This is a genomic window from Gemmiger qucibialis, from assembly GCF_027689445.1.
GTDB classification, from domain to species: domain Bacteria; phylum Bacillota; class Clostridia; order Oscillospirales; family Ruminococcaceae; genus Gemmiger; species Gemmiger qucibialis.
In genome coordinates this window covers 243,986-265,859 of the sequence record NZ_JAQFEN010000003.1, presented here as the reverse complement: position 1 = coordinate 265,859, position 21,874 = coordinate 243,986, and the positions used below count along the sequence as shown (strand labels likewise).

Below are 21,874 nucleotides of genomic sequence, written 5' to 3'. Positions count from 1 at the left end.
CAGTCATTATTATACGCACTTCAAGTGCCTTTGTCAATAGACTTGCGCAATTTGATGTCGCAAACTTTTTGTGAACAGGAGTGATTACCAAAATGACGTTTGGAGAGAAATTCAAGGCTGAACGGGAGAAGCGGAAGCTGACCCAGCAGGAAGTAGCCGACGCACTGGGGATCAACAGGCGTATGATTACCCGGTACGAGAACGGCATTTCCTTTCCCCGTACCAAGGACGCTTACAGAAAAATCGCGGAATACTTCAAGGTGGATGTGAACTATCTGCTGACCGAGGACGAAGAGTTTGTGGTTCAGGCATCCGAGCAGTACGGCTCTCGTGGCATGAAACAGGCAAAGGACCTGATTGAAGGGATGTCCGGCTTGTTTGCGGGCGGTACGCTGTCTGAGCAGGACAAGGATGCGGTGATGAAGGCGTTGCAGGATATATATTGGGAATCCAAAGCCCGGAATGTTGAGAAATACACGCCGAAGAAATACAAGAAGACCGGTACGGACGCAGAGGAATAACTGTCTGCGTCTCGGTTTCTTGACGGATTTACTTTGACTGTTTTCAACATGAAAGGGGTGAAGGTCCCGTGATAATTCGCTCCGAGGAAATATACAAAAAGGCGAACAGCATTGTCAAAAGCTGTGGAACAAGAGATACCTTGAAGATTGCCCGTGAGCTGGGCATTCATCTCCATTTTCTTGACAATCTGAACGATCTGCTCGGAATGTACACCTACCGCCATAAAGAGCGGCATATTCTTCTGAACTCCAACATGGAGTATCTGATCATGCAAATGGTTTGCGGTCACGAGATCGGGCATGATACCTTTCACCGTGATCTTGCCAAAGGAAACGAACCGCTCCCGGAGTTCGTGCTGTTCGATATGCGCACAAAACACGAATATGAGGCGAATGCGTTTGCCTCACACCTGATCATTGACGATGATGAGCTGATTGACCTGATGAAGCAGGACTACGATGTGGTGCAGCTCTCGGCTGCAATGGGAACAAACATCAACCTGATGCTGATCAAGCTCAACGAGCTGAACCGCATGGGCTGGCAGCTCAACTTGCCGTATGTGCCGCACTCTGACTTCCTGAGAAATGTCAGACCGGAGGGGTGAATGAGGATGAAGGATGGTAATTAGATGAACAACAATGACTATAAAGAAGCCCTTTTCTATGCCGCTTCCATCTTTAACGAGCGCATGGGAACGGAGTTCAGCGAGGACAACCTTGTGCTGTGCTGCTTTCAGACGGAAAATCAGCAGGGAGTCTTTGAACAGTTCTGCAAGCAGTATTTCCCTGATCGGCTGGAAGACCGCTATACAGAGGACGGCTATTTTGACTTTCATGCCTCTGCCTTCGTCGGTAAAGGAGGCGGCGTTGATGGAATCCTTCTGCGGACAGACATTGCGCGTTATCCGGCAGAGTTGAAGCACATTCTTCTGCATGAGCTGGCGCATATCTTCTGCACCCGCAACGAGCTTGGCGGGGATAACTTCTATGAACGATACTGCATGGACGATACCATCAGCCGCGAAGAGGACGGAACCATTAACGCCGGATATGCGGTCTGGCGGGAACTCGCTGCGGAGCTGATTGCATTTGAGCTTGATGACAACTGTGATATGATTCCGCTCCGACGTAAGAAAGACCTTCTCAGCTATTACGAAGGAGAACTCCTGACCGGCAACGGGAAAATGGGCGTCAGCATGATTCTCTGCGAGGCGATGACCAGTGCTGAGGGCGAAGCGTCCATGACATGGGACGCTGCCAAAAGCAAGTTTGCACGGTTCAAGCCCTTTGATGATCCACTGTACAGGGACTTGCTGGAACTGGTTTTCACACACATTAGAGAATGCTTTATCGTGATCGACCGCGAATTTATCTATGAAATTGGAGTTTTGTATCTGAGCATCGCCGCACAAGCGATGATTGCGTCCCTAAAGAACAGATTTCAGGAAGAATAGATAGACCGATAGAGAGAAAGGACGGGCAATGATATGAAATACAAGCTGTTTCGCTCCCCCGGTAATCTGGACAAGGCAGTCCGGAAGCACGAACTGGTTGCCGTGGAAACCGGCAAAAGCATTGATGATGTGGCAAACGCGCTTATCCGTGCCGTTCGGGATGATCTTGCGGAAATGCCGGAATATGCGCACTGTGAAACCGCTGCGTATGCACCGGAGCCGGTTCAGGAGCATCGCCGCGTGAGACGTTATCAGTATGAAATGATGGGTATTGTTTACCCGCAGTATGCGGAGAAAAATATCCTGATTGATTATGGCGTGATTGAAGAGGCAGAGTAATGTCAGAGCGAGATGTCGGACAACTGCATAGTGCCGATGACTTGATTGCCGCCGTCGAACAATACGGCTTTCTGCCCTTCTTTCGGAACGAGATTCACGGCTTCTCCATCGAGGAACTTTGCCCACCTGAGTTATGGTTTGCGGATGATGTAGATGGTCCGTGGGAATGGAAAGGACCGGCTGCGCGGAGCGGCAAATGTCTTTACGGCAAACTTTTCAACAAGAAGGCTGGATTTGTGAGTCGGGAGTGGATTCCGGACTTTGCGAACTTCCGGCGTGACGGCTATGACTTTGACGCCCGTTGGGATGACGGCTTGGCGTCCTACAAGGACAAGGAGCTTTATGAAGCCATAGCCGGTGAAGGCAGGATGCTTTCCAAACGGCTGAAAGAGGCTCTGAACTACCGCAAGGGCGGCAACACCGGTTTTGAGACGTGCATCACGCGGCTGCAAATGCAGAGCTATGTCTGCATCGCGGATTTCGTCTATATGCAGGACAGATACGGAAGACCTTATGGCTGGGGTGTCGCAGAGTATGCGACGCCGGAAGAACTTTTCGGGTACGACCTTATCACATCTGCCTATCAGCGAGACCCGCAGGAATCTAAAGAACGTATCCTAAAACATCTGCATTCACGTCTGCCTAACGCGACCGAAATGCAGCTTGAGAAAATCATAAAGGGGTAACGCAATGGACGATATTATCTTTGAGAAGGATTACCGGGAAACCGAGTCTGCCGAATACGATAAATGGTGCGATGAGGTGTTTGACCGCGCAGTTAATTGTGGTATGCTGAAAGCGTACTCCGAAGCAATGGACAAGATACCAAAGATCATTGTACCGGAGGACAAGAAGAACTACGAGTATCTTCTGGAACGCTGTGATGCGTTTGTCAAGCAACACCGCGGGTATATCAAGGGAATCGTGGACTATCATCGTTGGCACGCGGAAATCAATATGTTTCTTCCGTTTGCGGAGTTCGATGACTCAGAAGACCTTGCATTTTTGAAAGAAATTGCAGAAAAATCGCAAACCGTCTGCTTCTCCCCGGAGGAAGAAGGTGGCATCCGCGTTCATATTTTTATCAACTACTTTGAAGAATTGATGTCAGCCGAGCACAAGTCATACATCGAATACGATGCTATTATGCAGGACAAGAAACTATCTGAGCTACTTGGCATACCGGAGCTTTCTGACGAGGAAAAAGAACTCGCTCTGAAAATGAAGGGCATACTTGACCGCATTGATGAGGAAACAAGGATTGACCGTGCCACGGCTTTTCGAGCCGTACTTGATAAGATGGCAAAAGAGCCGGAAGAAAACTGGTCGCTTCACTATATGGCAACATTGCTGGAAGCGCTGCTATACTTCATGCTGAATGAAGGAAATGAAAAGATTGATGAGGAAGAACACAATGAGCAATAAACTTGTAGCATATTTTTCTGCGTCCGGCGTGACCGCGAAGGTAGCTGAGACGCTGGCAGAGGCAATCGGCGCGGACATCTTTGAGATTGAGCCGAAGGTGCCTTACACGGAAGCTGATCTGAACTGGATGGACAAGAAAGCCCGCAGCACGATTGAGATGAACGATCCTGCCTCCCGTCCTGAGATTGCCGTGAAGCGGGACAACATGAAGGACTACGACACAATCTTTGTGGGTTTTCCGATCTGGTGGTACGTTGCGCCGACGATTATCAATACGTTCCTTGAGAGCTATGACCTGACCGGCAAGACGATCATCCCGTTTGCAACCTCTGGCGGAAGCGGCATTGGCAAGACGAACGAGCGCCTTGCGCCGAGCTGCAAAGGCGCAAAGCTGATGGACGGCAAGGTCTTCAAGAGCAGCGTCGGGCATCAGGAGCTTGCGGCGTGGGTTGAAGGACTTGGACTTTAAGGGGCAGACAAATCGGGAGTTGTGGAGGTGCTTTATGAACGAGAGAGAAAAAATTATCCGATTATGGTTTGATATGTGGATTAAGAAAGCAGATTTAGGAATTGACAATATTTTTACAGATGATGTTGTATATACTGAGAGTTGGAGTCCTAAATATGAAAACCGCAAAACGGTAAAGCACTGGTTTGACGAATGGAATACACGCGGAAGTGTTCTTGTCTGGGAGATTAAGCAATTTTTTCATCAAGGCAATCAAACAATCGTGGAGTGGTATTTTAAAGACAAAATGAATAATGGAAATGTTGAAGAATTTGACGGAATATCTTTAATTGTATGGACACAGGATAACAAAATAAAATCATTAAAAGAGTTTGGTTGCAATCTTCATAATTACAATCCATATCGAGATAGTGATATTCCCGTATTTCGAGAAGAAAAAGCAAATTGGTTTTGAGAGGACTATAAATTCCAGTTTGTTTGTGCATTGATGGTTATCTTGAGCTTAGGAGGCGTTTAATGAAAACTGTTTTTTTACATGGGTTGGGACAAACTGCACAGGACTGGAAAGAAGTAGTCCAACAACTATCAATTTCTGATGTCGATTGCCCAGAACTTTTTTCTTCAACAGAAGATGAAATATCCTATTCGCAGATTTTGGGTGATTTAGAACAGCGGTATTCAGAAGTAAAAGAGCCGCTTCGTATCTGCGGTCTTTCGTTAGGTGCGCTTCTTGCGATTGATTTTGCCATTCGACATGAGGAAAAAGTGGATTCGCTGGTTTTGATTGGCGCACAATATAAAGTTCCAAGTTTACTGATAGATTTTCAAAATCTTATCTTCCGTTGTATGCCAAACAAGGTTTTTGAAAGTATGGGACTATCAAAAAGCAGCACCATAAAATTGGCTCACTCTATGCGGTCATTGGATTTTACTTTGCAATTAAATAATATTCGTTGTCCAGTAACAATTTTGTGTGGCAAAAAGGATACTGCCAATCTAAAGGCTTCTAAAAGGCTAAAAGAATTGCTACCCCAAGCTACTTTGCACATCGTTCCAAATGCAGGACATGAACTCAATAAATATGCACCAAACACGATTGCAGAGATATTAAATCAGTAAATTTATTGTGCAAAAAATATAGTAAGATAAATTGTCTGACAGGTAAGCGATCTCTCTCACTTTCATCACAACATCCCACTGTCCTTAGAGAGATGGACGAAGTACAATGTAAGCAACAATCGGAATTGACCGAGTTCTTTGAGTGAGATACACTTCTTGGACGAAAGGAAGGAAGAAGAAAAAAGTACTTTAGAGGTATTATGGAATGAGTAATAAATTGGTTAAGCACCAAGAATCAAAAGAAATATTAACTGGAAATCAAAAGAAAATTTTGTTTTGGATTTGTTTCATTATTTTAAGTATAGCTTTCATTACAGTCTGGATAAATATACTTTTGACATCTAAAGCATTTAATACACAAATGGAAGAGATGGTACTGGGAGAAGATTACTATATAGAGGATATTGTGATTACAGGTAAAAGGGTTGAAGATGCTTCGGCTGATACGATATCTCAGAATTATTTCTTCTACTACAACAATGGAAAAGTGAATGATTATCACAAGCGAATGCAAGTACCGGGATTTGTATATTCGGAATATAATTTAGGAGATTCCATAGCTGCATATACCACAGACCATGTTAGTTATTCTTATTACAAGTATGGGATTCTTCCGGATACAGAGTATAGAAACAATGAATTAATGAAAGTGGCTGGCGTATTGCTTGGAATTGGAATATTTTTATTGGCTTTGTTTGGGGTATTAAGTAAGAAAATGAATTACAAGAAGTAACCAACTTCCCGTTTATTGGGAAGTCGCAGAGAATGAAAAATCGAAAGTTTTAAAGGAGAAATACTATGGGATTATTTGGTAAAAGCAAAAAAGAACGAGAAAAAGAATACATGAACAAATTAGATGTTCCGTCGTGTTTAAAAGAAAATTTTGAATTGATTATTGATGATGCATTTACAATTATGGGGATTGGAACAGTTGCCACAGGAAACATATTAATAGGGATGTGCAGAGAAGGGGAAAATGCGTGTATTTATAAAGCAAATGGAGATATCTTAGAATCCAGAATTACTACTGTCGATGTACATACAAAAGAACGAAAAGCAAATGGTTGTGGATATAAAACAGAGCATGTTGGACTTGGGTTACGAGGAATTTCCAAGGAACAATTAGAAAAAGGCGATAAAGTAATTGTAAAAAATGCCAATATGTATGGAATGTAATTACAAATTCCAGTTTAACGAACAGGAGATGATGAACGCATGAAAATCCTACATGAACTTTCTTGGCTATGGGAAACGCTGGGCATTGCGCTTTTGGCGGCGGCTATCTGCATAGCTTGCGCCGCGCTGATCTGCAAGGCAGCGAAGAAGAAACTCAGCAAAAAGGTATTGGCTGTCATAGGGGCTGCGGCATTTGTAGGGGCAATTCTGGCGATCATTCTGATCGCCCGGACACCGATGCCGCTTTGACAGAATAGGAGAAACTGACAATGATTGTTCTTACAGAGCAGATAGAGATTCCGGCTTCCTATGAAAAATTAAAGGCATGGACTGCTAACTTTGAGGAAGAGTTTGTGAAATGGAGTCCCTACCACATCGAATGCAATCTCTATAACGGAAACTATAACGCAGGAAGCAAGATCCGCTTCCGCGAGATCGTCATGGGGCTGGACTACGATGTGACCGGCACAATTACGGAATGCGAACAGGATGAGAACCACTTCCGCATTGTATTCCGGAGCGACAAGAAAACGGCGTTCATCACCTTTGAAGGGAAAAGAACCAAAACAGGATGCCATTTCTCTCACACCGAGGCTTTCGGCATGACCACGCCGGTAATTGGGGCGATCATGAATTTCCTGATCTTCAAGGTGTTTTTCAGGAAAAAGGCAAACTGGCAGCTTATCCGGGATGATATGATTCTGGATAACAGGTATTTATATGACATTCTGACCGAAGGAAAATACCCGGAAAGAATCCCGCTGGACAAACTGCTGACCGGCGCGAAGTAACCGAATGGGAGGGCTTGATCATGCCGCTTCAAATCGTCAGAAATGACATCACAAAAATGAAGGTGGACGCCATCGTCAACGCTGCCAACGAGTCGCTGCTGGGTGGCGGCGGTGTGGACGGCTGCATTCATCGTGCCGCAGGACCGGAGCTGCTGGCAGAATGTGAAACGCTCCACGGCTGCGAAACCGGGAGCGCAAAAATCACGAAGGGCTATAAGCTACCCTGCAAATATGTCATTCATGCAGTAGGTCCGCGCTGGCATGACGGACGGCATGGTGAGCGCGAACTACTGACATCCTGCTATCGGACATCGCTCATGCTGGCGAAGGAATACGGATGCGAGTCGGTTGCGTTCCCTCTGATTTCCTCCGGCATTTTTGGCTATCCGAAGGATCAAGCTCTCAAGGTTGCGATTGACACCATCAGCAGTTTCCTTCTTGAAAACGAAATGACGGTGTACATCGTCATTTTCGACCGCAAAGCCTATCAGATCAGCGGCAAGCTGTTTGCCGACATTGCTTCATACATAGATGACCGCTATGTGGACGAACATACAGATAGTCGTTCCGAGCGGCTGCGCAGAATGAGTGCCTTCCGGATGGAAGAACCCATGCCCTGCGAGTCCTCCGTCTGCGATGAAGATGCAATCGAACAGCTCATCCCTCCTGTCTCTGCGGCAGTTGCTCCTAAAAAGGCGGCAACCCTTGATGACGCACTGGGACAGATCGATGAGAGCTTTTCGGAGATGCTTCTGCGGAAGATTGACGAGCGCGGCATGACGGACTCGCAGTGCTACAAGAAGGCGAATATTGACCGGAAGCTCTTCTCGAAGATCCGCTCGGACAAATCATACAAGCCTTCCAAGCCCACCGTAATTGCATTTGCCATCGCCCTTGAGCTGCCACTTTCCGAAATGAAGGATATGCTCATGAAGGCGGGCTTTGCACTCTCCCACTCCAACAAGTTTGACATCATCGTGGAGTATTTCGTGGAGCATGGGAACTATAACGTCTTTGAGATCAACGAGGCTATGTTTGCCTTTGACCAGAGCCTCATAGGTGCATAATCTGACGATGAAGGAGGCTTAGAAGATGAAGCAACGTACCTATATCGCAATCGACCTGAAATCCTTCTACGCCTCCGTGGAATGCCGGGAGCGCGGCTTAGATCCTCTGGACACAAATCTTGTTGTCGCGGACGAAAGCCGGACGGACAAGACCATCTGCCTTGCCGTCACACCCTCCCTCAAAAGCTACGGCATCTCCGGGCGCGGGCGTCTATTTGAAGTCAAGCAACGTGTGAAGGAAGCAAATGCCGGACGTCAGCATGATGCACCGGGACGCAGACTGGAAGGATCATCGCACTTCTTCTCGGAGCTGCAAGCAGATCCGTCTCTGGCGATTGACTTCATCATCGCGCCGCCCCGGATGGCGTACTATATGGAATACAGCACCCGCATCTATCAGGTCTACCTCAAGTACATTGCGCCGGAGGACATCGTAGTCTACTCCATCGACGAGGTGTTCATGGATGTGACGGACTACCTGAACACCTACAAGCTCTCCGCCCATGATCTCGCCATGAAGATCATCCTCGATGTGCTTGAAACAACCGGCATCACAGCAACCGCAGGAATCGGCACGAATCTTTTCCTCTGCAAAGTGGCAATGGACATTGTGGCGAAGCACATCCCCGCCGACAAAAACGGCGTCCGCATTGCAGAGCTGGATGAGATGAAGTTCCGGCGCGAGCTTTGGACGCATCAGCCCCTCACAGACTTCTGGCGTGTGGGTCGAGGCATTTCCAAGAAACTTGAGCAGAACGGGATGTTCACGATGGGCGATGTTGCCCTCTGTTCAGAGCGGAACGAAGACTTGCTTTACAAGCACTTCGGGAAGAATGCAGAATTGCTCATCGACCATGCGTGGGGCTGGGAGCCTACGACCATTGAGGCAATCAAGGCATACCGTCCCAGCTCCAACAGCCTCAGCTCCGGTCAGGTATTGCACTGTCCCTACGAGCCGCAGAAGGCGAAGTTGGTTGTGCGGGAAATGACGGATTTGCTTGTGCTGGACTTGGTGGACAAGGGGCTTGTCACCGACCAAATGGTTCTCACAGTTGGCTACGACATCGAGAACCTAATCGATCCGGCACGACGGGCAAAGTATCACGGTGCGGTGGAGAAAGACCCCTACGGTCGGGAGATTCCCAAACAGGCGCACGGGTCCATCAACCTCGACGGTCACACATCATCTACCCGCAAAATAATGTGTGCTGTGTCAGAACTCTTCGACCGGATCGTGGATAAGAATCTGCTTGTCCGCCGTATGTATGTTGTTGCAAATCATGTCCTGCCGGAAGCTGATGTACCGAAGAAAAACGACGGTGCAGTCCAGCTCGACCTCTTTACCGACTATGCCGCCGAAGAGGAAAAACAGAAAGCCGAAGATGCCGCTTTGGAGCGTGAGCGGAAGATACAAGCCGCCACGCTTGCCATCAAGAAGAAGTATGGAAAGAACGCCATCCTCAAGGCAATGAATCTTGAAGAAGGTGCAACCGCGAAAGACCGCAATGCGCAGATTGGAGGGCATAAGGCGTGAACGGAAAATACGACGAGATCATGGGACTTCCTCACCACGTTTCCAAAACGCGACCACAAATGCCGATGTCAGATCGTGCAGCGCAGTTTGCGCCCTTTGCCGCCCTCACCGGCTATGATTCTGCAATCAAGGAAACCGGACGTCTGACCGACGAAAGGATTGAGCTTGATGAGGGAGCCTTGACCGCTTTGAACATGAGGTATCAGCTTCTCATGGATGCCCTTGATGAAGAGCCGGAGGTTGAAATAACCTACTTCAAACCTGATGAGCGCAAAGCTGGCGGTGCGTATGTAACTGCAACCGGCGCAGTCATAAAGGTTGATGACTTTGAGCGCCTGATTACCATGCAGGACGGCACGAAGATTCCGATGGATGACATCCTAAGCATTGACGGAGAGCTGTTCTTGTCCTTAGAATAATGTCGCTTGCCATGCGACCAAATGAAGTGAATACCGGAGTACAATATGACTGTAAGGTGAGACACCAAGCAGTCATATTTTTATATACGGAGGTACAAAACATGAGAAAGAACTTGACGGAGATCGTATTCATCCTTGATCGCAGCGGCTCTATGAGCGGACTGGAAACAGACACCATCGGAGGATTCAACTCCATGATTGAAAAGCAGAAAAAAGAAAATGGCGAGGCATTGATCTCTACCGTTCTCTTTGACAACGTGAGCGAGGTTATCCATGACCGTGTGCCGGTTCAGAAGGTGGATCCGATGACCGACAGGGACTATTCCGTTCGCGGCTGCACCGCGCTTCTGGATGCTATCGGCGGAGCGATTCATCACATTGGGAATGTCCATAAGTACGCAAGAAAAGAGGATGTCCCTGAACACACACTGTTCGTCATCACAACGGATGGCATGGAGAATGCAAGCCGCCGTTATGACAGCGAGAAGGTCAAGAAGATGATTGAACGACAGAAGGAAAAGTACGGCTGGGAGTTTCTTTTCCTCGGTGCAAACATTGATGCAGTAGAGACGGCAAAGCATTTTGGAATTGGAGCAGATCGAGCGGTCAATTACCACTCTGACCGCGAGGGAACGCAACTCAACTATGAAGTTCTGAGCGAAGCGGTTTCCGCTGTCCGATGCAGCGTACCGCTGGGTACGAATTGGAAAAAACGTATTGATGAAGACTTCAATTCCAGAAAGGACGGGAGAAAGTAATGAGAACAATCACCGTAAAAGGGACAGGCAATGTCTCCGCAAGACCGGATTACATCATCCTATCCCTGAACATTGAAGTCTTATCTGAAACCTATGACCGCGCAATGTCGGAAGCTGCCGAGAGAATCGAAAGACTGCAAGGTGCCGCAGTCCGCGTTGGGTATCGCAAGAAAGACCTGAAAACCACGAACTTTGATGTCCAGACAAGGTACGAGAATGTCAAGGATCGGCAAGGAAATTACAAGCGAGAGTTTGCCGGATATGCTTGCAGCTATCGCTTGAAACTTGCCTTTGACTTTGACAGCAAGCAGCTTGCAAAGGTCATTTCTGCGATTGCGGATTGTGGGGCGCAACCAGAACTCAGCATTGCGTTCACCGTGAAAAACCCGGCAAGAGTCAGCGAAGAGCTGCTGATCAATGCGACGGAGAACGCCAGGGCAAAGGCGGAGATTCTTTGCAAAGCATCAGGCAGTACGCTTGGGCAGTTGCTCAACATCGACTACAACTGGGGCGAACTCAATGTTTTTTCCAGAACAAGCTACGATGTTGAAGACTGCATTCAGCCTCTCATGGCGATGAGCAAGTGCGCCGCACCTGAGATTGAGCCGGTTGATATTGATGTGACAGACACAGTGGCTTTCACATGGGAAATCCAATGATTTTTTGACTTTTTTGAAATCCGGTACTCAACAAACGCCCTTTTTGTGTCCGTTGTAAAGTGAAGGGATATTTCACGGAGGAATCTTCGGGGAATACGATTTTGGGAGATTAGCAAGCACAGCCGGTGTATATACACACGGCGATTTTGGATTAAGGAAACCCTCCCCTTAATCCCGAAAATGCTTGTTGGGATGTCTCCCAAACCCTCTATCTTTACGAAAGGACAAACCGCTTATGGCAAACAGAACACGACCAAATCAGATACTCTTCTTTGTTTCAGATGACGAGAAGCGGATTATCAAAGGAAAGATGAAACAGCTTGGTACAAAGAACATGGGAGCGTATCTTCGTAAGATGGCGATTGACGGTTACATCATCAAAGTGGACTACACGCAGCAGAAGAAACTTGCCGCCGCAGTATCTCGTGCAGCGGCAAATATCAATCACATTTGCCGCCGAATTAACTCCACAGGACACTTCTATGAGGACGATGTTGCAGAGCTGAAAGAAAGGCAGGCTGAGATATGGCGATTACTAAAATCAAGCCAATCCGAGGAACTGTGAACAAGGCTCTCGCATACATTCTTGATCCGCAGAAAACAGATGACCAGCTCTATGTCGCTTCCTATGGTTGCGCTGCCAGCGATGCCGCAGCGAAGGAATTTGAGTGGACAAGAAATCTTGCTGCTCAACAAGGAATGCAGATGCCGAAGGTGATCGCCCGACATCTAATCCAATCCTTTGCGATTGATGAAGTCACGCCGGAACAAGCGCATGAAATCGGTAAGCAGTTTGCCGACGAATGGCTCAAGGGAAAGTATGAGTACGTGATTGCAACGCACATCGACAAGGGGCATTGCCACAATCATATTATCTTCAACGCAGTCAACTATGTAGACTTTCATGCGTACCGAAGCAATAAGAAAACCTATCGTGAGATGCGGCATCTAAGTGATGAGATATGTGCTGAACACGGGCTGTCAGTTATTCCTCCCTCTCAGGGAAAAGGCATGGACTACAAGGAATACACCGAAGCCAAACGCGGTACAAGTTGGAAGCAAAAACTCAAGCAGACCATTGATCGCTGTGTAATCACAGCAAAGGACTACGATGAGTTTTTGAAGCTGATGCAGGACGCCGGATATGAAATCAAAACCGGCAAATACATCTCCTTCCGTGCCGAAGGGCAAGAGCGTTTCACCCGTGCAAAAACCATCGGAGATAACTACACCGAGGACCGGATCAAGGAACGCATTCAAGGACGCAATGCCCGCAGACGGCAGATGCAGAACGGTAGGAAGAACATCTCTCTCATCAGTGATATTCAAAACAGAATTAAGCAGATCGACAGCAAGGGCTTTGAGCATTCTATGAAGATTAAGATCCTCAAAGAAGCCGCCAGAACGCTCAATTACCTCACTGAGAACGAGCTACTTCAATATGCCGATCTTGAAAAGAAAGTCGAAGACATCCATAGTTCTTATGAGCGTACCGGCGCTGACTTGAAAGTCGTTGAAGCGCAGCTCCGAAAGGTGCAGCCGCTTATCAAGAATATCTCAACCTATCAAAAGCTCAAGCCGGTCTATGATGCCTACTCAAAGACGAAGAACAAGCAGAGTTTTCGAGCTGCGCACGAGGCAGAGCTTGTCGTTTTTGAAGCAGCAAAGAGTACATTGCTTGCTATGCAAGATGGTGAAAAACTTCCAAGTATGAAGTCTCTGCAAGCCGAGCAGCAACGCCTTTTGGAAGAGCAGCAGCGTCTCTACGACGAACGAGCAAGGCTCAAAAAAGAGGCTAAAGTGATTGATACCATGAAGGCAAATGTCGATGATTTCCTCAGTCCAACGCTTTCACAGGAGCATGAAAAAGCCAAAAGTAGCGAGTTGGAATAACCACCAAAGCCTGAGCCGTATGAATAAATCGGCTCAGGCTTTCTTCTTCGTAATGCGCTCCATGAACTTGAAATATATTTTGAATTTTTGGAGCATCGTATTGAAAATTTGAAGCGTTTGGTGTATAATATAATGAGTCTCACTATAAGCGTTTGAGAGAGGTGCTTTTATGAAGATAAGCTATAAGAAATTATGGGTCATGCTCATCGAAAGAGAGATCCCAAAATCAACTTTACGCAAGGATATAGAGCTGTCTCCTGGCACGATGAGTAAGCTCAATAAGAACGAGGATGTAGCTCTCTCTGTTCTGCTGCGCATTTGCGACTATTTGAATTGTGACATTGGAGATATATGTGAAGCTGTGCGAACGGGCAAGAAGTAGGTCCGAGTTTTCGTGCGGCTATTTTGTTATAGGTAGAGAAAAATACCTCAGCGAAAGGAGCATATATGGATGTCCTTGAGAATGCTGTGACTGAGAAAAATGCCCTCGTTGAAGCGGAGGCGTTTCCCACAGATGATCGAGTCACCTACAAAGACAGCACCTATGAAATTGTTTCTAAGGTTGCATATTTGATTGGTGTTCCGAAACGAATTTTTGATAATGAGCATGAAGCACCCAAAATAGAGATATACGAAAAACTTGATGCAGACAAAACGGCACGGATAATCCGTCATTTGTGTATCATAAGGACAGCGATTGAAAGAAACTTCAAGCATATCAACGAGCGCATGAAGTTTAGTTATCTCTCAATCAGCAGTATGCCGGAATACGTGCCGCAGGATAGCCTTCAACAACTAAATGCGGATGGCATTAGTTTTATAAAGAAGTCCAGCACGAAGCTAAGTCAGCATATCGTTGAGATAAACAAGCTGATTTCTGATCGGATCAATAATTGCAAGAAGCTATTTCCTCTTTGGCTGAATTGGCTGTATGTAAAAAACCTCTTTCTCATGCCAGATGGCTTGAAAGAGGAAGGGACAAAAGCAGCAGCAGATATTTATTACGCTCACTTGCTCTTTTATCCTTACCAGATGTATATAAACTGGGAACCGGAGGATGTCGGTAATCTGCTCTATAACGATAAAAAATTCGTGACGCTGCTTTATCAAATGAACGGTGACTACTTTACAGAGTACAGTAAAGTTTCTGATGCTGGAAGTTACATTAAAGGAAGCATCTACGAGTTTATTGGTAGCAGCGAAAAGGTTGTCGTAGTGGTAGATTGTGAAAACTCTGATCCGTACAAGCTCTGCGCTACGCTCAAGAATCTTGACTATCAGTACACACAGAAGATAGCATCCATCATCCTGTTTGATGATGTGCATAGTGCATCTGCTTGGCGTATTCTGGATAGTTTTACCCACATCCCGGTCGAACACATGATGACCGAACGGGTAAAGCAGAACAAGTCTCTGGTCGATGTGATGCTGATTGCCCGAACTTGTCAGGAGCATTACAAAAACAATGTGGATTCCTTTATTTTGGTGTCCAGCGACTCCGACTATTGGGGACTGATTTCTTCTTTACCGGAGGCTCGGTTCCTTGTCATGATAGAGCGCGAAAACTGCGGACCGGATTTGAAGAACGCACTTGTCAATGCCGGTATATTCTATTGCTACATTGATGACTTCTACTCCGGCAATGCAGAGGATATTAAGATCGGCGCCCTGTTCAAAGAGATGTATCATTACATAGATCAGGCGGTGCGGCTGAATATCTACGAGATGTTCACAGAGGCGTTAAGAGCGACTCGAATTGAAATGAGTTCTTCGGAACAGAAACAGTTTGTGGACAAGTATTTGAAAACGATGCAAATGTCCATTGCGGATAATGGCGATGTGACATTGGAAATAAGACGAAAATGAGTCCGTTATATCGGACAGTAGCCGTGATAGAATAAAATGAGGATCGGTTGGCAACCAAAAATGATCCTCAAGTATTGGAGATGAAGATATGGCATACCAGAGCGAAGCGGCTCTTGAGCAACAATTCATAGAGCAGCTAAACAAGCAGGAATACAGCACAGTCGATATTCCTGATTATGACGCATTGGTGGAGAACTTCAAAGTTCAGTTTGAAGCCTTCAATGCGCCCAAACTTGATACGCCTATCACCGATAAAGAGTGGGAGCGTATCTTTAACCTCATGCTTGGAAAGTCCGTGTTCCAGAGCGCAAAAATTCTGAGAGACAAGTTTGTCCTTGAGCGTGAGGACGGGACGAAGGTTTACCTTTCCTTCTTCGATCAGGATCACACCAAGAATATCTTCCAAGTTACACATCAGACAACGGTTGTAGGCAAGTATGTCAACCGCTATGATGTAACGATTCTTGTGAATGGCTTGCCGTTGATTCAGGTCGAGTTAAAGCGCAGGGGGATTGACATTCGAGAAGCAGTCAATCAGGTCATGCGCTATAAGAAGCACTCCTATAACGGACTATATCACTTCATTCAGCTTTTCATTGTCTCCAACGGCGTTGATACCAAATACTTTGCCAACTCCGACAGGGACTTGATGTATAGCCTCGCCTTCTTCTGGACGGATTTCAACAACATCCGTATTACCAACCTGAAGGACTTCTCAATCTCTTTTCTGGCAAGGGATCACATCATCAAGATGCTGACACGCTATACCATTCTGAACGATACGGATAAGATTCTGATGGTTATGCGCCCCTATCAGGTGTATGCCGTAGAAGCCCTTATAAGGCAGGCTACGCTCACAAATCGCAACGCCTATATCTGGCATACCACCGGTGCAGGAAAGACGCTGACATCCTTTAAGACAGCTCAAATCCTCGCAGCCAATCCGAACATCAAGAAGGTTATCTTCCTTGTTGACCGTAAGGACTTGGACTCTCAGACCACCGAAGAGTTTAACAAGTTTGAGGCTGGCTCTGTTGATGTCACAGATCGCACAGACATTCTTGTGCGGCAAATGAAGGATAAGAACCGGCAGCTCATTGTCACGACGATGCAGAAGATGGCAAATGCCGTTAAGCGTCCTCAATACGAAAAGGTAATGGACGCATATCGTGACGAAAAGGTTGTCTTCATCATTGATGAATGCCACCGCAGCCAGTTCGGAGACATGCACAAGGATATTGTTCGGCATTTCAAGAAAGCGCAGTTCTTTGGCTTTACCGGTACGCCCCGTTTTGAAGTGAACGGAAAGACGGAGGGCAAAATCACACAGACCACCGAAATGCTGTTTGGGGAATGTTTGCATAACTATCTGATCAAGGACGCCATCTTCGATAACAATGTCCTCGGATTCCATATTGAGTACATAAAGACGATGGAAGGCGATTTTGACTGGGACGATCCGACATTGGCTGACGCGATTGATGTTGGCGAACTCTATATGTCTGATGAGAGAATGTCCCTCATTGCAAACCACATCGTCCAGAACCACAAAGCCAAAACGAGAAATGGTCAGTACACGGCTATCTTTGCTGTTTCCTCCATTGAAGCTCTGGTCAAATATTATGACATCTTCAAGAAGATCAAACACGATCTGAACATCAGCGGTATCTTTTCCTATGGGCAGAACGAAGATGCTGAGGGCAAGGACGAGCATAGCCGGGATGCCTTGGAGCGTATCATCAAGGACTATAACGAGATGTACGGCACGAATTTCTCTACCGACACCTTCTCTGCGTATCACAAGGATATTTCAGATCGTGTCAAAGGCAAGAAAACGAAGTCTCTGGACATTCTCATTGTCGTAAATATGTTCCTGACCGGTTTTGACAGCAAGCAGCTCTCTGTGCTGTATGTGGACAAGGATTTGAAGTATCATGATTTGCTGCAAGCCTATTCTCGCACGAACCGTGTCGAGAAAGAAACCAAACCGTTTGGTATCATCATTTGCTACCGCAACCTCAAGAAACGGACAGATGATGCGCTGACGCTCTTCTCCAAGAGTCAGGACACCTCCGGCATTGTCGTTCCGGGCTATCAGTATTTTGTTGAGAAGTTCAATGAAATGGTTATGAAGCTCAAGGAAGTGGCACTCTACCCTGAGTCCGTCGATACCATGCAGAGCGAGGATGACCAGAAGAAGTTTGTCATCACTTTCCGTGAGCTGACAAAATACCTCCAATCTTTGCAGACATTCATTGAGTTCAGCTTTGATCAGGATGCACTCATCATGTCCGAGCAGGAGTATCAGGACTACAAGAGCAAGTATCTGATGCTTTACTCCCGGCAAAAAACTGATCGAGAAGTCGTATCTGTCCTGAATGATGTGGACTTCTGCATTGAGATCATGGAGAGTGACCGCATCAATGTTGCCTATATCATGAACTTGATCCGCAACATCCACTTTGATGACAAGAAGCAGAAGGACTACGACATCAAGCACATCAAGGAAGAATTGAGCAGGACGGATAATCCGCAGTTGCTTCGCAAGGTTGAAATTCTTCAAGCGTTCTTGGATCGTGTCGTTGTTGGACTTGAAAGTGCGGATGAGATTGACGCTGCATACAACGACTTTGAAAATGAAGCAAAACGAGAAGAGATCGTTGCTTTCGCAAAGACTGAGGATATTGATTCCTCCATGCTGACGGACATCATTTCTGAGTATGAGTTCTCCGGCACAATGGATGCAGGAAACATCCGTGACCGTATTGAGAAGCCCATGCCGCTGCTCAAGAAGAGGTCTTTGGTCAACCGGATCGTCGAATTTATCCGGCAGCACACTGAGAAATACCAATAAGGAGAGAGAACAATGGATAATTCTATTCAGGCTCACCAGAAAGAGCTTTGCAACAAACTATGGGCGATGGCAAATGCCCTGAGAGGTAACATGGAGGCATACGAGTTCAAGAACTATATCTTGGGCATGATCTTCTATTACTACCTCTCCGACAAGACCGAGAAGTACATGGTTAATCTTCTCAAAGACGATAATATCAGCTACGAGGATGCTTGGAATGACGAAGAATACAAGGCTGCCATCGTAGAAGAAGCTCTGCGTGACCTTGGCTACATCATCGAACCGGAGTATTTGTTCCGCAAGATGGTCAAGATGGTTGAGAACCGTTCCTTCGACATTGAGTTCTTGCAGAAAGCAATCAACGCTCTGATGGAATCCACTATCGGCAACGATTCGCAGGAAGACTTTGACGGATTGTTCTCCGATATGCAGCTTGATTCTACGAAGCTGGGGCATACCGTTAAAGATAGAAGTGCTGTCATGGCGAAAATCATTGCTTCGCTGGACGAGATCAATTTCAGCGTGGATGACACGAAGATTGATGTGTTGGGTAATGCCTACGAGTATCTGATCGGTCAGTTCGCTGCCACAGCCGGTAAGAAAGCCGGTGAGTTCTATACGCCTTCGGGTCCTGCCGAGCTGCTGTGCCGCCTTGCTTGTCTTGGCTTGACCGATGTTAAGGACGCAGCCGATCCGACTTGCGGTTCCGGCTCTCTGCTTCTACGCCTCAAGAACTATGCAAATGTGCGTAACTACTACGGTCAGGAATTGACATCGACCACCTATAACCTTGCCCGAATGAACATGATCCTTCGCGGCATCCCGTATCGTAACTTCAATATCTACAATGGCGATACGCTTGAGCATGACTACTTCGGAGATATGAAGTTCCGTGTTCAGGTTGCAAATCCTCCGTATTCTGCAAATTGGTCTGCTGATATGCACTTCATGGAGGACGAGCGTTTCAATGAATACGGCAAACTTGCGCCTAAGAGCAAGGCTGACTTTGCTTTTGTGCAGCACATGGTTTACCACATGGACGAAGACGGACGAGCCGTTGTTCTGCTGCCTCACGGCGTTCTATTTCGGGGCGCAGCCGAAGAAGTGATCCGTAAGCACCTGATCCAAAAGCTGAATGTGCTGGACGCTGTTATCGGTCTTCCTGCAAACCTTTTCTTTGGCACGGGCATTCCGGTATGTGTTCTTGTACTCAAGAGGGAGCGCAACGGCAACTCTGATAACATTCTCTTCATTGATGCGTCCAACGACTTTGAAGCCGGAAAGAATCAGAACATCCTCCGTGAGTGCGACATTGATAAGATCGTCGAAACCTACGAGCATCGTGTGGATGTCGATAAGTACGCCCATGTTGCCACTATGCAGGAGATTGAAGAGAACGGATTCAATCTTAACATTCCTCGCTATGTTGATACCTTTGAGCCGGAAGAGGAAATTGACCTCAATGCTGTTGCAGCAGAAATCCGCAATATTCAGGCTGAGATCAAAGGCATCGACGCACAACTGAAACCGTTTTTCAATGAGCTGGGACTTGATTTTCCCTTTGATGTGGAGGGCAAATAATTATGGCAAATGTATCCTCAAGTAACGGTCTTGAGAAGCGTCCGAAACTTCGGTTTCCGGGCTTCGATGAGCCATACAAACAGTGCCGCATTGGTGACATCTATGCAGAGCGAAGTCAGCGCGGAGCATCCGACATGGAATTACTGTCTGTTACAATGAACGATGGTGTCAAGCCCCGTTCCGAGATAGAAGGAAAGGACAATTCCAGCGAGGACAAAAGCAATTATAAGATCGTCCGCAAGGGTGATATGGTCTACAATTCCATGCGAATGTGGCAAGGCGCAAACGGTATTTCTCCGTGCGACGGTATTGTAAGTCCTGCATATACCGTTCTTATGCCCAAGCAAGAGATTAACAATGGATATTTTGCGGCACTCTTCAAAAGCGCGAACCTGATCAATGAGTTCAGGAAGAACTCCCAAGGAATGACATCGGACACATGGAATTTGAAATACCCTCAGATAGAAACGATAAAGGTACAGATTCCCTCTGTTTCTGAGCAGGACAAAGTATCAGAAATGTTCAGTGTCCTTGATGAAAGAATAGCCGCTCAATCGCGGTTGGTTGAATCCCTCAAGAAGTATAAAAGAGGATTGCTTTCTCAACTGATTGCACAGAAGAAAGCGTTTGATACTTCCGGAGAGTGGAAAACGGTTAAGCTCGGTCACATATTCAAAGAAAGGACAGAACGAGCAAAAGGAAATGAGACTCTGTTGGCGGTAACAATCAGCAACGGTGTGCAACGGAGAGACGAAATTGATCTGAAAGATAACTCAAGCGATGACAAGAGCAATTACAAATGTGTTTATATAGGAGATATTGCATACAACACCATGCGAATGTGGCAAGGCGCGAGTGGAGTATCTCCATATAACGGAATTGTGAGTCCAGCCTATACAATAGTTACGCCAATCCGACCAGATCTGCATAACATGACATTCTGGGCATACTACTTCAAATATAGTCCACTGGTGCAGACATTCCAAAAGTATTCACAGGGACTTACATCTGACACATGGAATCTAAAGTTTCCTCAGTTTTCAGAGATCGCTGTTACTATGCCTCCTATATCTGAACAGGATAAAATTGCTGAGTGCTTGTCCGTTTTTGATGAACATTGCAAATGTGAGGATGAAAAGCTGCAAGCACTGTTACAGGTTCGGACATCGCTATTGCAACAACTTTTTATATAAAGAGTTGCTGCATCAAGCCAACGCGAATCTGCAACAATCGTTTATATTCAAACTCAGCAATCTTGATTCTATTGTCAATAGAAGAGATGAGTGCAGAAATATGGCGTTGTTCTTCAATAGACGGCACAGGGACTTTAATATGCCAAAATGTGTTCATATTTATTGATTTGCCATCGCGTATTCCTTCGACAGAAATGCGAAGTTTGCTGTTGATGAACCAGTAAGATCTAAAGAAAGTATAGAAGAACAACGGAATAATTTCATTCCTTGCTCTCAAAATCGTATATGCGGGACTTACAACGCCCTCTTCGTTCACAATTTCCAGCCCACCCTCAAACGAGCGTAAATGAAGTATAAAGTCATTTGGCAATACTCGCTTGTAAGACGAAATCGTTGATTTATCGTAAGCAATTCTTCTATCTACACTGTCACGGGGCATTGTACCTTCTCCCTGCACAATGGTTAAGACAATTTTGTCTGAATATCCCTTATCAGAGATTGGCATAAATAGCTCAGATATTTCCAACTCTGCCCATGTTTGCGGATATGAAAAATTTAGCTTTCTGCTGAATATCCCATCAACGACACCTCTTTTATACTTCTGATCAAGCAAGCAGAATAGAGCTATATGACCGAAAAAATCCCTTGCAGTAGCGGAATATCTCTGCTACCGCAAGGGATTTACCTTTGCTACAAGCCCCTATTTAATTGCTGAAATAGCCCTCAAGTAACGGTCTTGAGAAGCGTCCGAGATTA

Annotated in this window: 26 protein-coding genes; 25 read left to right on the top strand and 1 reads right to left on the bottom strand. The window is 46.2% G+C overall.

What is annotated here, in order from left to right; translation table 11 throughout:
* Nucleotides 1-92: 92 nt before the first annotated feature.
* The 25 genes from PG062_RS07795 to PG062_RS07675 all read left to right on the top strand — a co-directional run bounded on the left by PG062_RS07795 (nucleotide 93) and on the right by PG062_RS07675 (nucleotide 21,118).
* A complete protein-coding gene (locus PG062_RS07795) occupies nucleotides 93-521 on the top strand; it encodes a helix-turn-helix domain-containing protein (protein ID WP_005934745.1) in 429 nt (142 codons plus the stop codon).
* Nucleotides 522-661: 140 nt separating this feature from the next.
* Entirely contained in the window at nucleotides 662-1,126 is a 465-nt protein-coding gene (locus PG062_RS07790; RefSeq protein ID WP_227127608.1) for an ImmA/IrrE family metallo-endopeptidase, read from the top strand.
* Between the two features lie 24 nt (nucleotides 1,127-1,150).
* Nucleotides 1,151-1,975 (top strand): hypothetical protein, encoded by an 825-nt coding sequence (locus PG062_RS07785; RefSeq protein WP_270751837.1) that lies wholly within the window; start codon nucleotides 1,151-1,153, stop codon nucleotides 1,973-1,975.
* A 33-nt stretch (nucleotides 1,976-2,008) separates the two neighbouring features.
* On the top strand, nucleotides 2,009-2,314 hold the full coding sequence (locus PG062_RS07780; protein WP_021748083.1) for a hypothetical protein: 306 nt from the start codon (nucleotides 2,009-2,011) through the stop codon (nucleotides 2,312-2,314).
* Entirely contained in the window at nucleotides 2,314-3,000 is a 687-nt protein-coding gene (locus PG062_RS07775) for an AlkZ-related protein (protein ID WP_270751835.1), read from the top strand. Before PG062_RS07780 ends, PG062_RS07775 begins: the two co-directional genes overlap by 1 nt.
* Before the next feature lie 4 nt (nucleotides 3,001-3,004).
* A complete protein-coding gene (locus tag PG062_RS07770; protein ID WP_008982905.1) occupies nucleotides 3,005-3,739 on the top strand; it encodes a hypothetical protein in 735 nt (244 codons plus the stop codon).
* Nucleotides 3,729-4,208 (top strand): flavodoxin, encoded by a 480-nt coding sequence (locus PG062_RS07765; RefSeq protein WP_008982904.1) that lies wholly within the window; start codon nucleotides 3,729-3,731, stop codon nucleotides 4,206-4,208. The genes PG062_RS07770 and PG062_RS07765 overlap by 11 nt, the downstream gene beginning before the upstream one ends.
* A gap of 34 nt (nucleotides 4,209-4,242) precedes the next feature.
* Nucleotides 4,243-4,662: a nuclear transport factor 2 family protein gene (locus PG062_RS07760; RefSeq protein WP_118564777.1), complete on the top strand. Its 420-nt coding sequence runs from the start codon at nucleotides 4,243-4,245 to the stop codon at nucleotides 4,660-4,662.
* A gap of 62 nt (nucleotides 4,663-4,724) precedes the next feature.
* On the top strand, nucleotides 4,725-5,327 hold the full coding sequence (locus PG062_RS07755) for an alpha/beta fold hydrolase (RefSeq protein ID WP_005342549.1): 603 nt from the start codon (nucleotides 4,725-4,727) through the stop codon (nucleotides 5,325-5,327).
* A gap of 205 nt (nucleotides 5,328-5,532) precedes the next feature.
* Complete coding sequence (locus PG062_RS07750; protein ID WP_270751832.1) at nucleotides 5,533-6,060, top strand: hypothetical protein; 528 nt, start codon at nucleotides 5,533-5,535, stop codon at nucleotides 6,058-6,060.
* A gap of 65 nt (nucleotides 6,061-6,125) precedes the next feature.
* The gene (locus tag PG062_RS07745; RefSeq protein WP_118564779.1) at nucleotides 6,126-6,503 is read left to right on the top strand and encodes a hypothetical protein; all 378 of its coding nucleotides are present in this window, start codon (nucleotides 6,126-6,128) and stop codon (nucleotides 6,501-6,503) included.
* 39 nt (nucleotides 6,504-6,542) lie between these two features.
* Complete coding sequence (locus PG062_RS07740) at nucleotides 6,543-6,752, top strand: hypothetical protein (protein ID WP_008982901.1); 210 nt, start codon at nucleotides 6,543-6,545, stop codon at nucleotides 6,750-6,752.
* 20 nt (nucleotides 6,753-6,772) lie between these two features.
* Nucleotides 6,773-7,294: an SRPBCC family protein gene (locus tag PG062_RS07735; protein ID WP_110441594.1), complete on the top strand. Its 522-nt coding sequence runs from the start codon at nucleotides 6,773-6,775 to the stop codon at nucleotides 7,292-7,294.
* Between the two features lie 20 nt (nucleotides 7,295-7,314).
* The gene (locus PG062_RS07730; RefSeq protein ID WP_270751831.1) at nucleotides 7,315-8,361 is read left to right on the top strand and encodes an O-acetyl-ADP-ribose deacetylase; all 1,047 of its coding nucleotides are present in this window, start codon (nucleotides 7,315-7,317) and stop codon (nucleotides 8,359-8,361) included.
* A 25-nt stretch (nucleotides 8,362-8,386) separates the two neighbouring features.
* Nucleotides 8,387-9,895, top strand: coding sequence for a Y-family DNA polymerase (locus PG062_RS07725; protein WP_270751830.1), 1,509 nt, complete (start codon nucleotides 8,387-8,389; stop codon nucleotides 9,893-9,895).
* A complete protein-coding gene (locus tag PG062_RS07720) occupies nucleotides 9,892-10,314 on the top strand; it encodes a YolD-like family protein (protein WP_008396798.1) in 423 nt (140 codons plus the stop codon). Before PG062_RS07725 ends, PG062_RS07720 begins: the two co-directional genes overlap by 4 nt.
* A gap of 101 nt (nucleotides 10,315-10,415) precedes the next feature.
* A complete protein-coding gene (locus tag PG062_RS07715) occupies nucleotides 10,416-11,072 on the top strand; it encodes a vWA domain-containing protein (RefSeq protein ID WP_456298753.1) in 657 nt (218 codons plus the stop codon).
* Nucleotides 11,072-11,731: an SIMPL domain-containing protein gene (locus PG062_RS07710; protein ID WP_270751827.1), complete on the top strand. Its 660-nt coding sequence runs from the start codon at nucleotides 11,072-11,074 to the stop codon at nucleotides 11,729-11,731. The genes PG062_RS07715 and PG062_RS07710 overlap by 1 nt, the downstream gene beginning before the upstream one ends.
* 235 nt (nucleotides 11,732-11,966) lie before the next feature.
* Nucleotides 11,967-12,296 carry a plasmid mobilization protein gene (locus PG062_RS07705; protein WP_071699565.1) on the top strand — a complete coding sequence of 110 codons (330 nt, stop codon included), beginning with the start codon at nucleotides 11,967-11,969 and terminating at the stop codon, nucleotides 12,294-12,296.
* Nucleotides 12,257-13,624: a relaxase/mobilization nuclease domain-containing protein gene (locus tag PG062_RS07700; RefSeq protein WP_199483498.1), complete on the top strand. Its 1,368-nt coding sequence runs from the start codon at nucleotides 12,257-12,259 to the stop codon at nucleotides 13,622-13,624. Before PG062_RS07705 ends, PG062_RS07700 begins: the two co-directional genes overlap by 40 nt.
* Before the next feature lie 169 nt (nucleotides 13,625-13,793).
* Entirely contained in the window at nucleotides 13,794-14,006 is a 213-nt protein-coding gene (locus PG062_RS07695) for a helix-turn-helix domain-containing protein (RefSeq protein WP_071699564.1), read from the top strand.
* 65 nt (nucleotides 14,007-14,071) lie between these two features.
* Nucleotides 14,072-15,490, top strand: a complete 1,419-nt coding sequence (locus PG062_RS07690) for an NYN domain-containing protein (protein WP_117461144.1) — start codon at nucleotides 14,072-14,074, stop codon at nucleotides 15,488-15,490.
* Between the two features lie 88 nt (nucleotides 15,491-15,578).
* Entirely contained in the window at nucleotides 15,579-18,344 is a 2,766-nt protein-coding gene (locus tag PG062_RS07685) for a type I restriction endonuclease subunit R (RefSeq protein WP_117452828.1), read from the top strand.
* Between the two features lie 12 nt (nucleotides 18,345-18,356).
* The gene (locus PG062_RS07680; protein ID WP_270751826.1) at nucleotides 18,357-19,925 is read left to right on the top strand and encodes a type I restriction-modification system subunit M; all 1,569 of its coding nucleotides are present in this window, start codon (nucleotides 18,357-18,359) and stop codon (nucleotides 19,923-19,925) included.
* 2 nt (nucleotides 19,926-19,927) lie between these two features.
* Nucleotides 19,928-21,118 (top strand): restriction endonuclease subunit S, encoded by a 1,191-nt coding sequence (locus PG062_RS07675; protein WP_270751825.1) that lies wholly within the window; start codon nucleotides 19,928-19,930, stop codon nucleotides 21,116-21,118.
* Here PG062_RS07675 and PG062_RS07670 read toward each other — a convergent pair.
* Complete coding sequence (locus tag PG062_RS07670; RefSeq protein ID WP_270751824.1) at nucleotides 21,111-21,731, bottom strand: restriction endonuclease subunit S; 621 nt, start codon at nucleotides 21,729-21,731, stop codon at nucleotides 21,111-21,113. The genes PG062_RS07675 and PG062_RS07670 overlap by 8 nt on opposite strands.
* Nucleotides 21,732-21,874 lie beyond the last annotated feature (143 nt).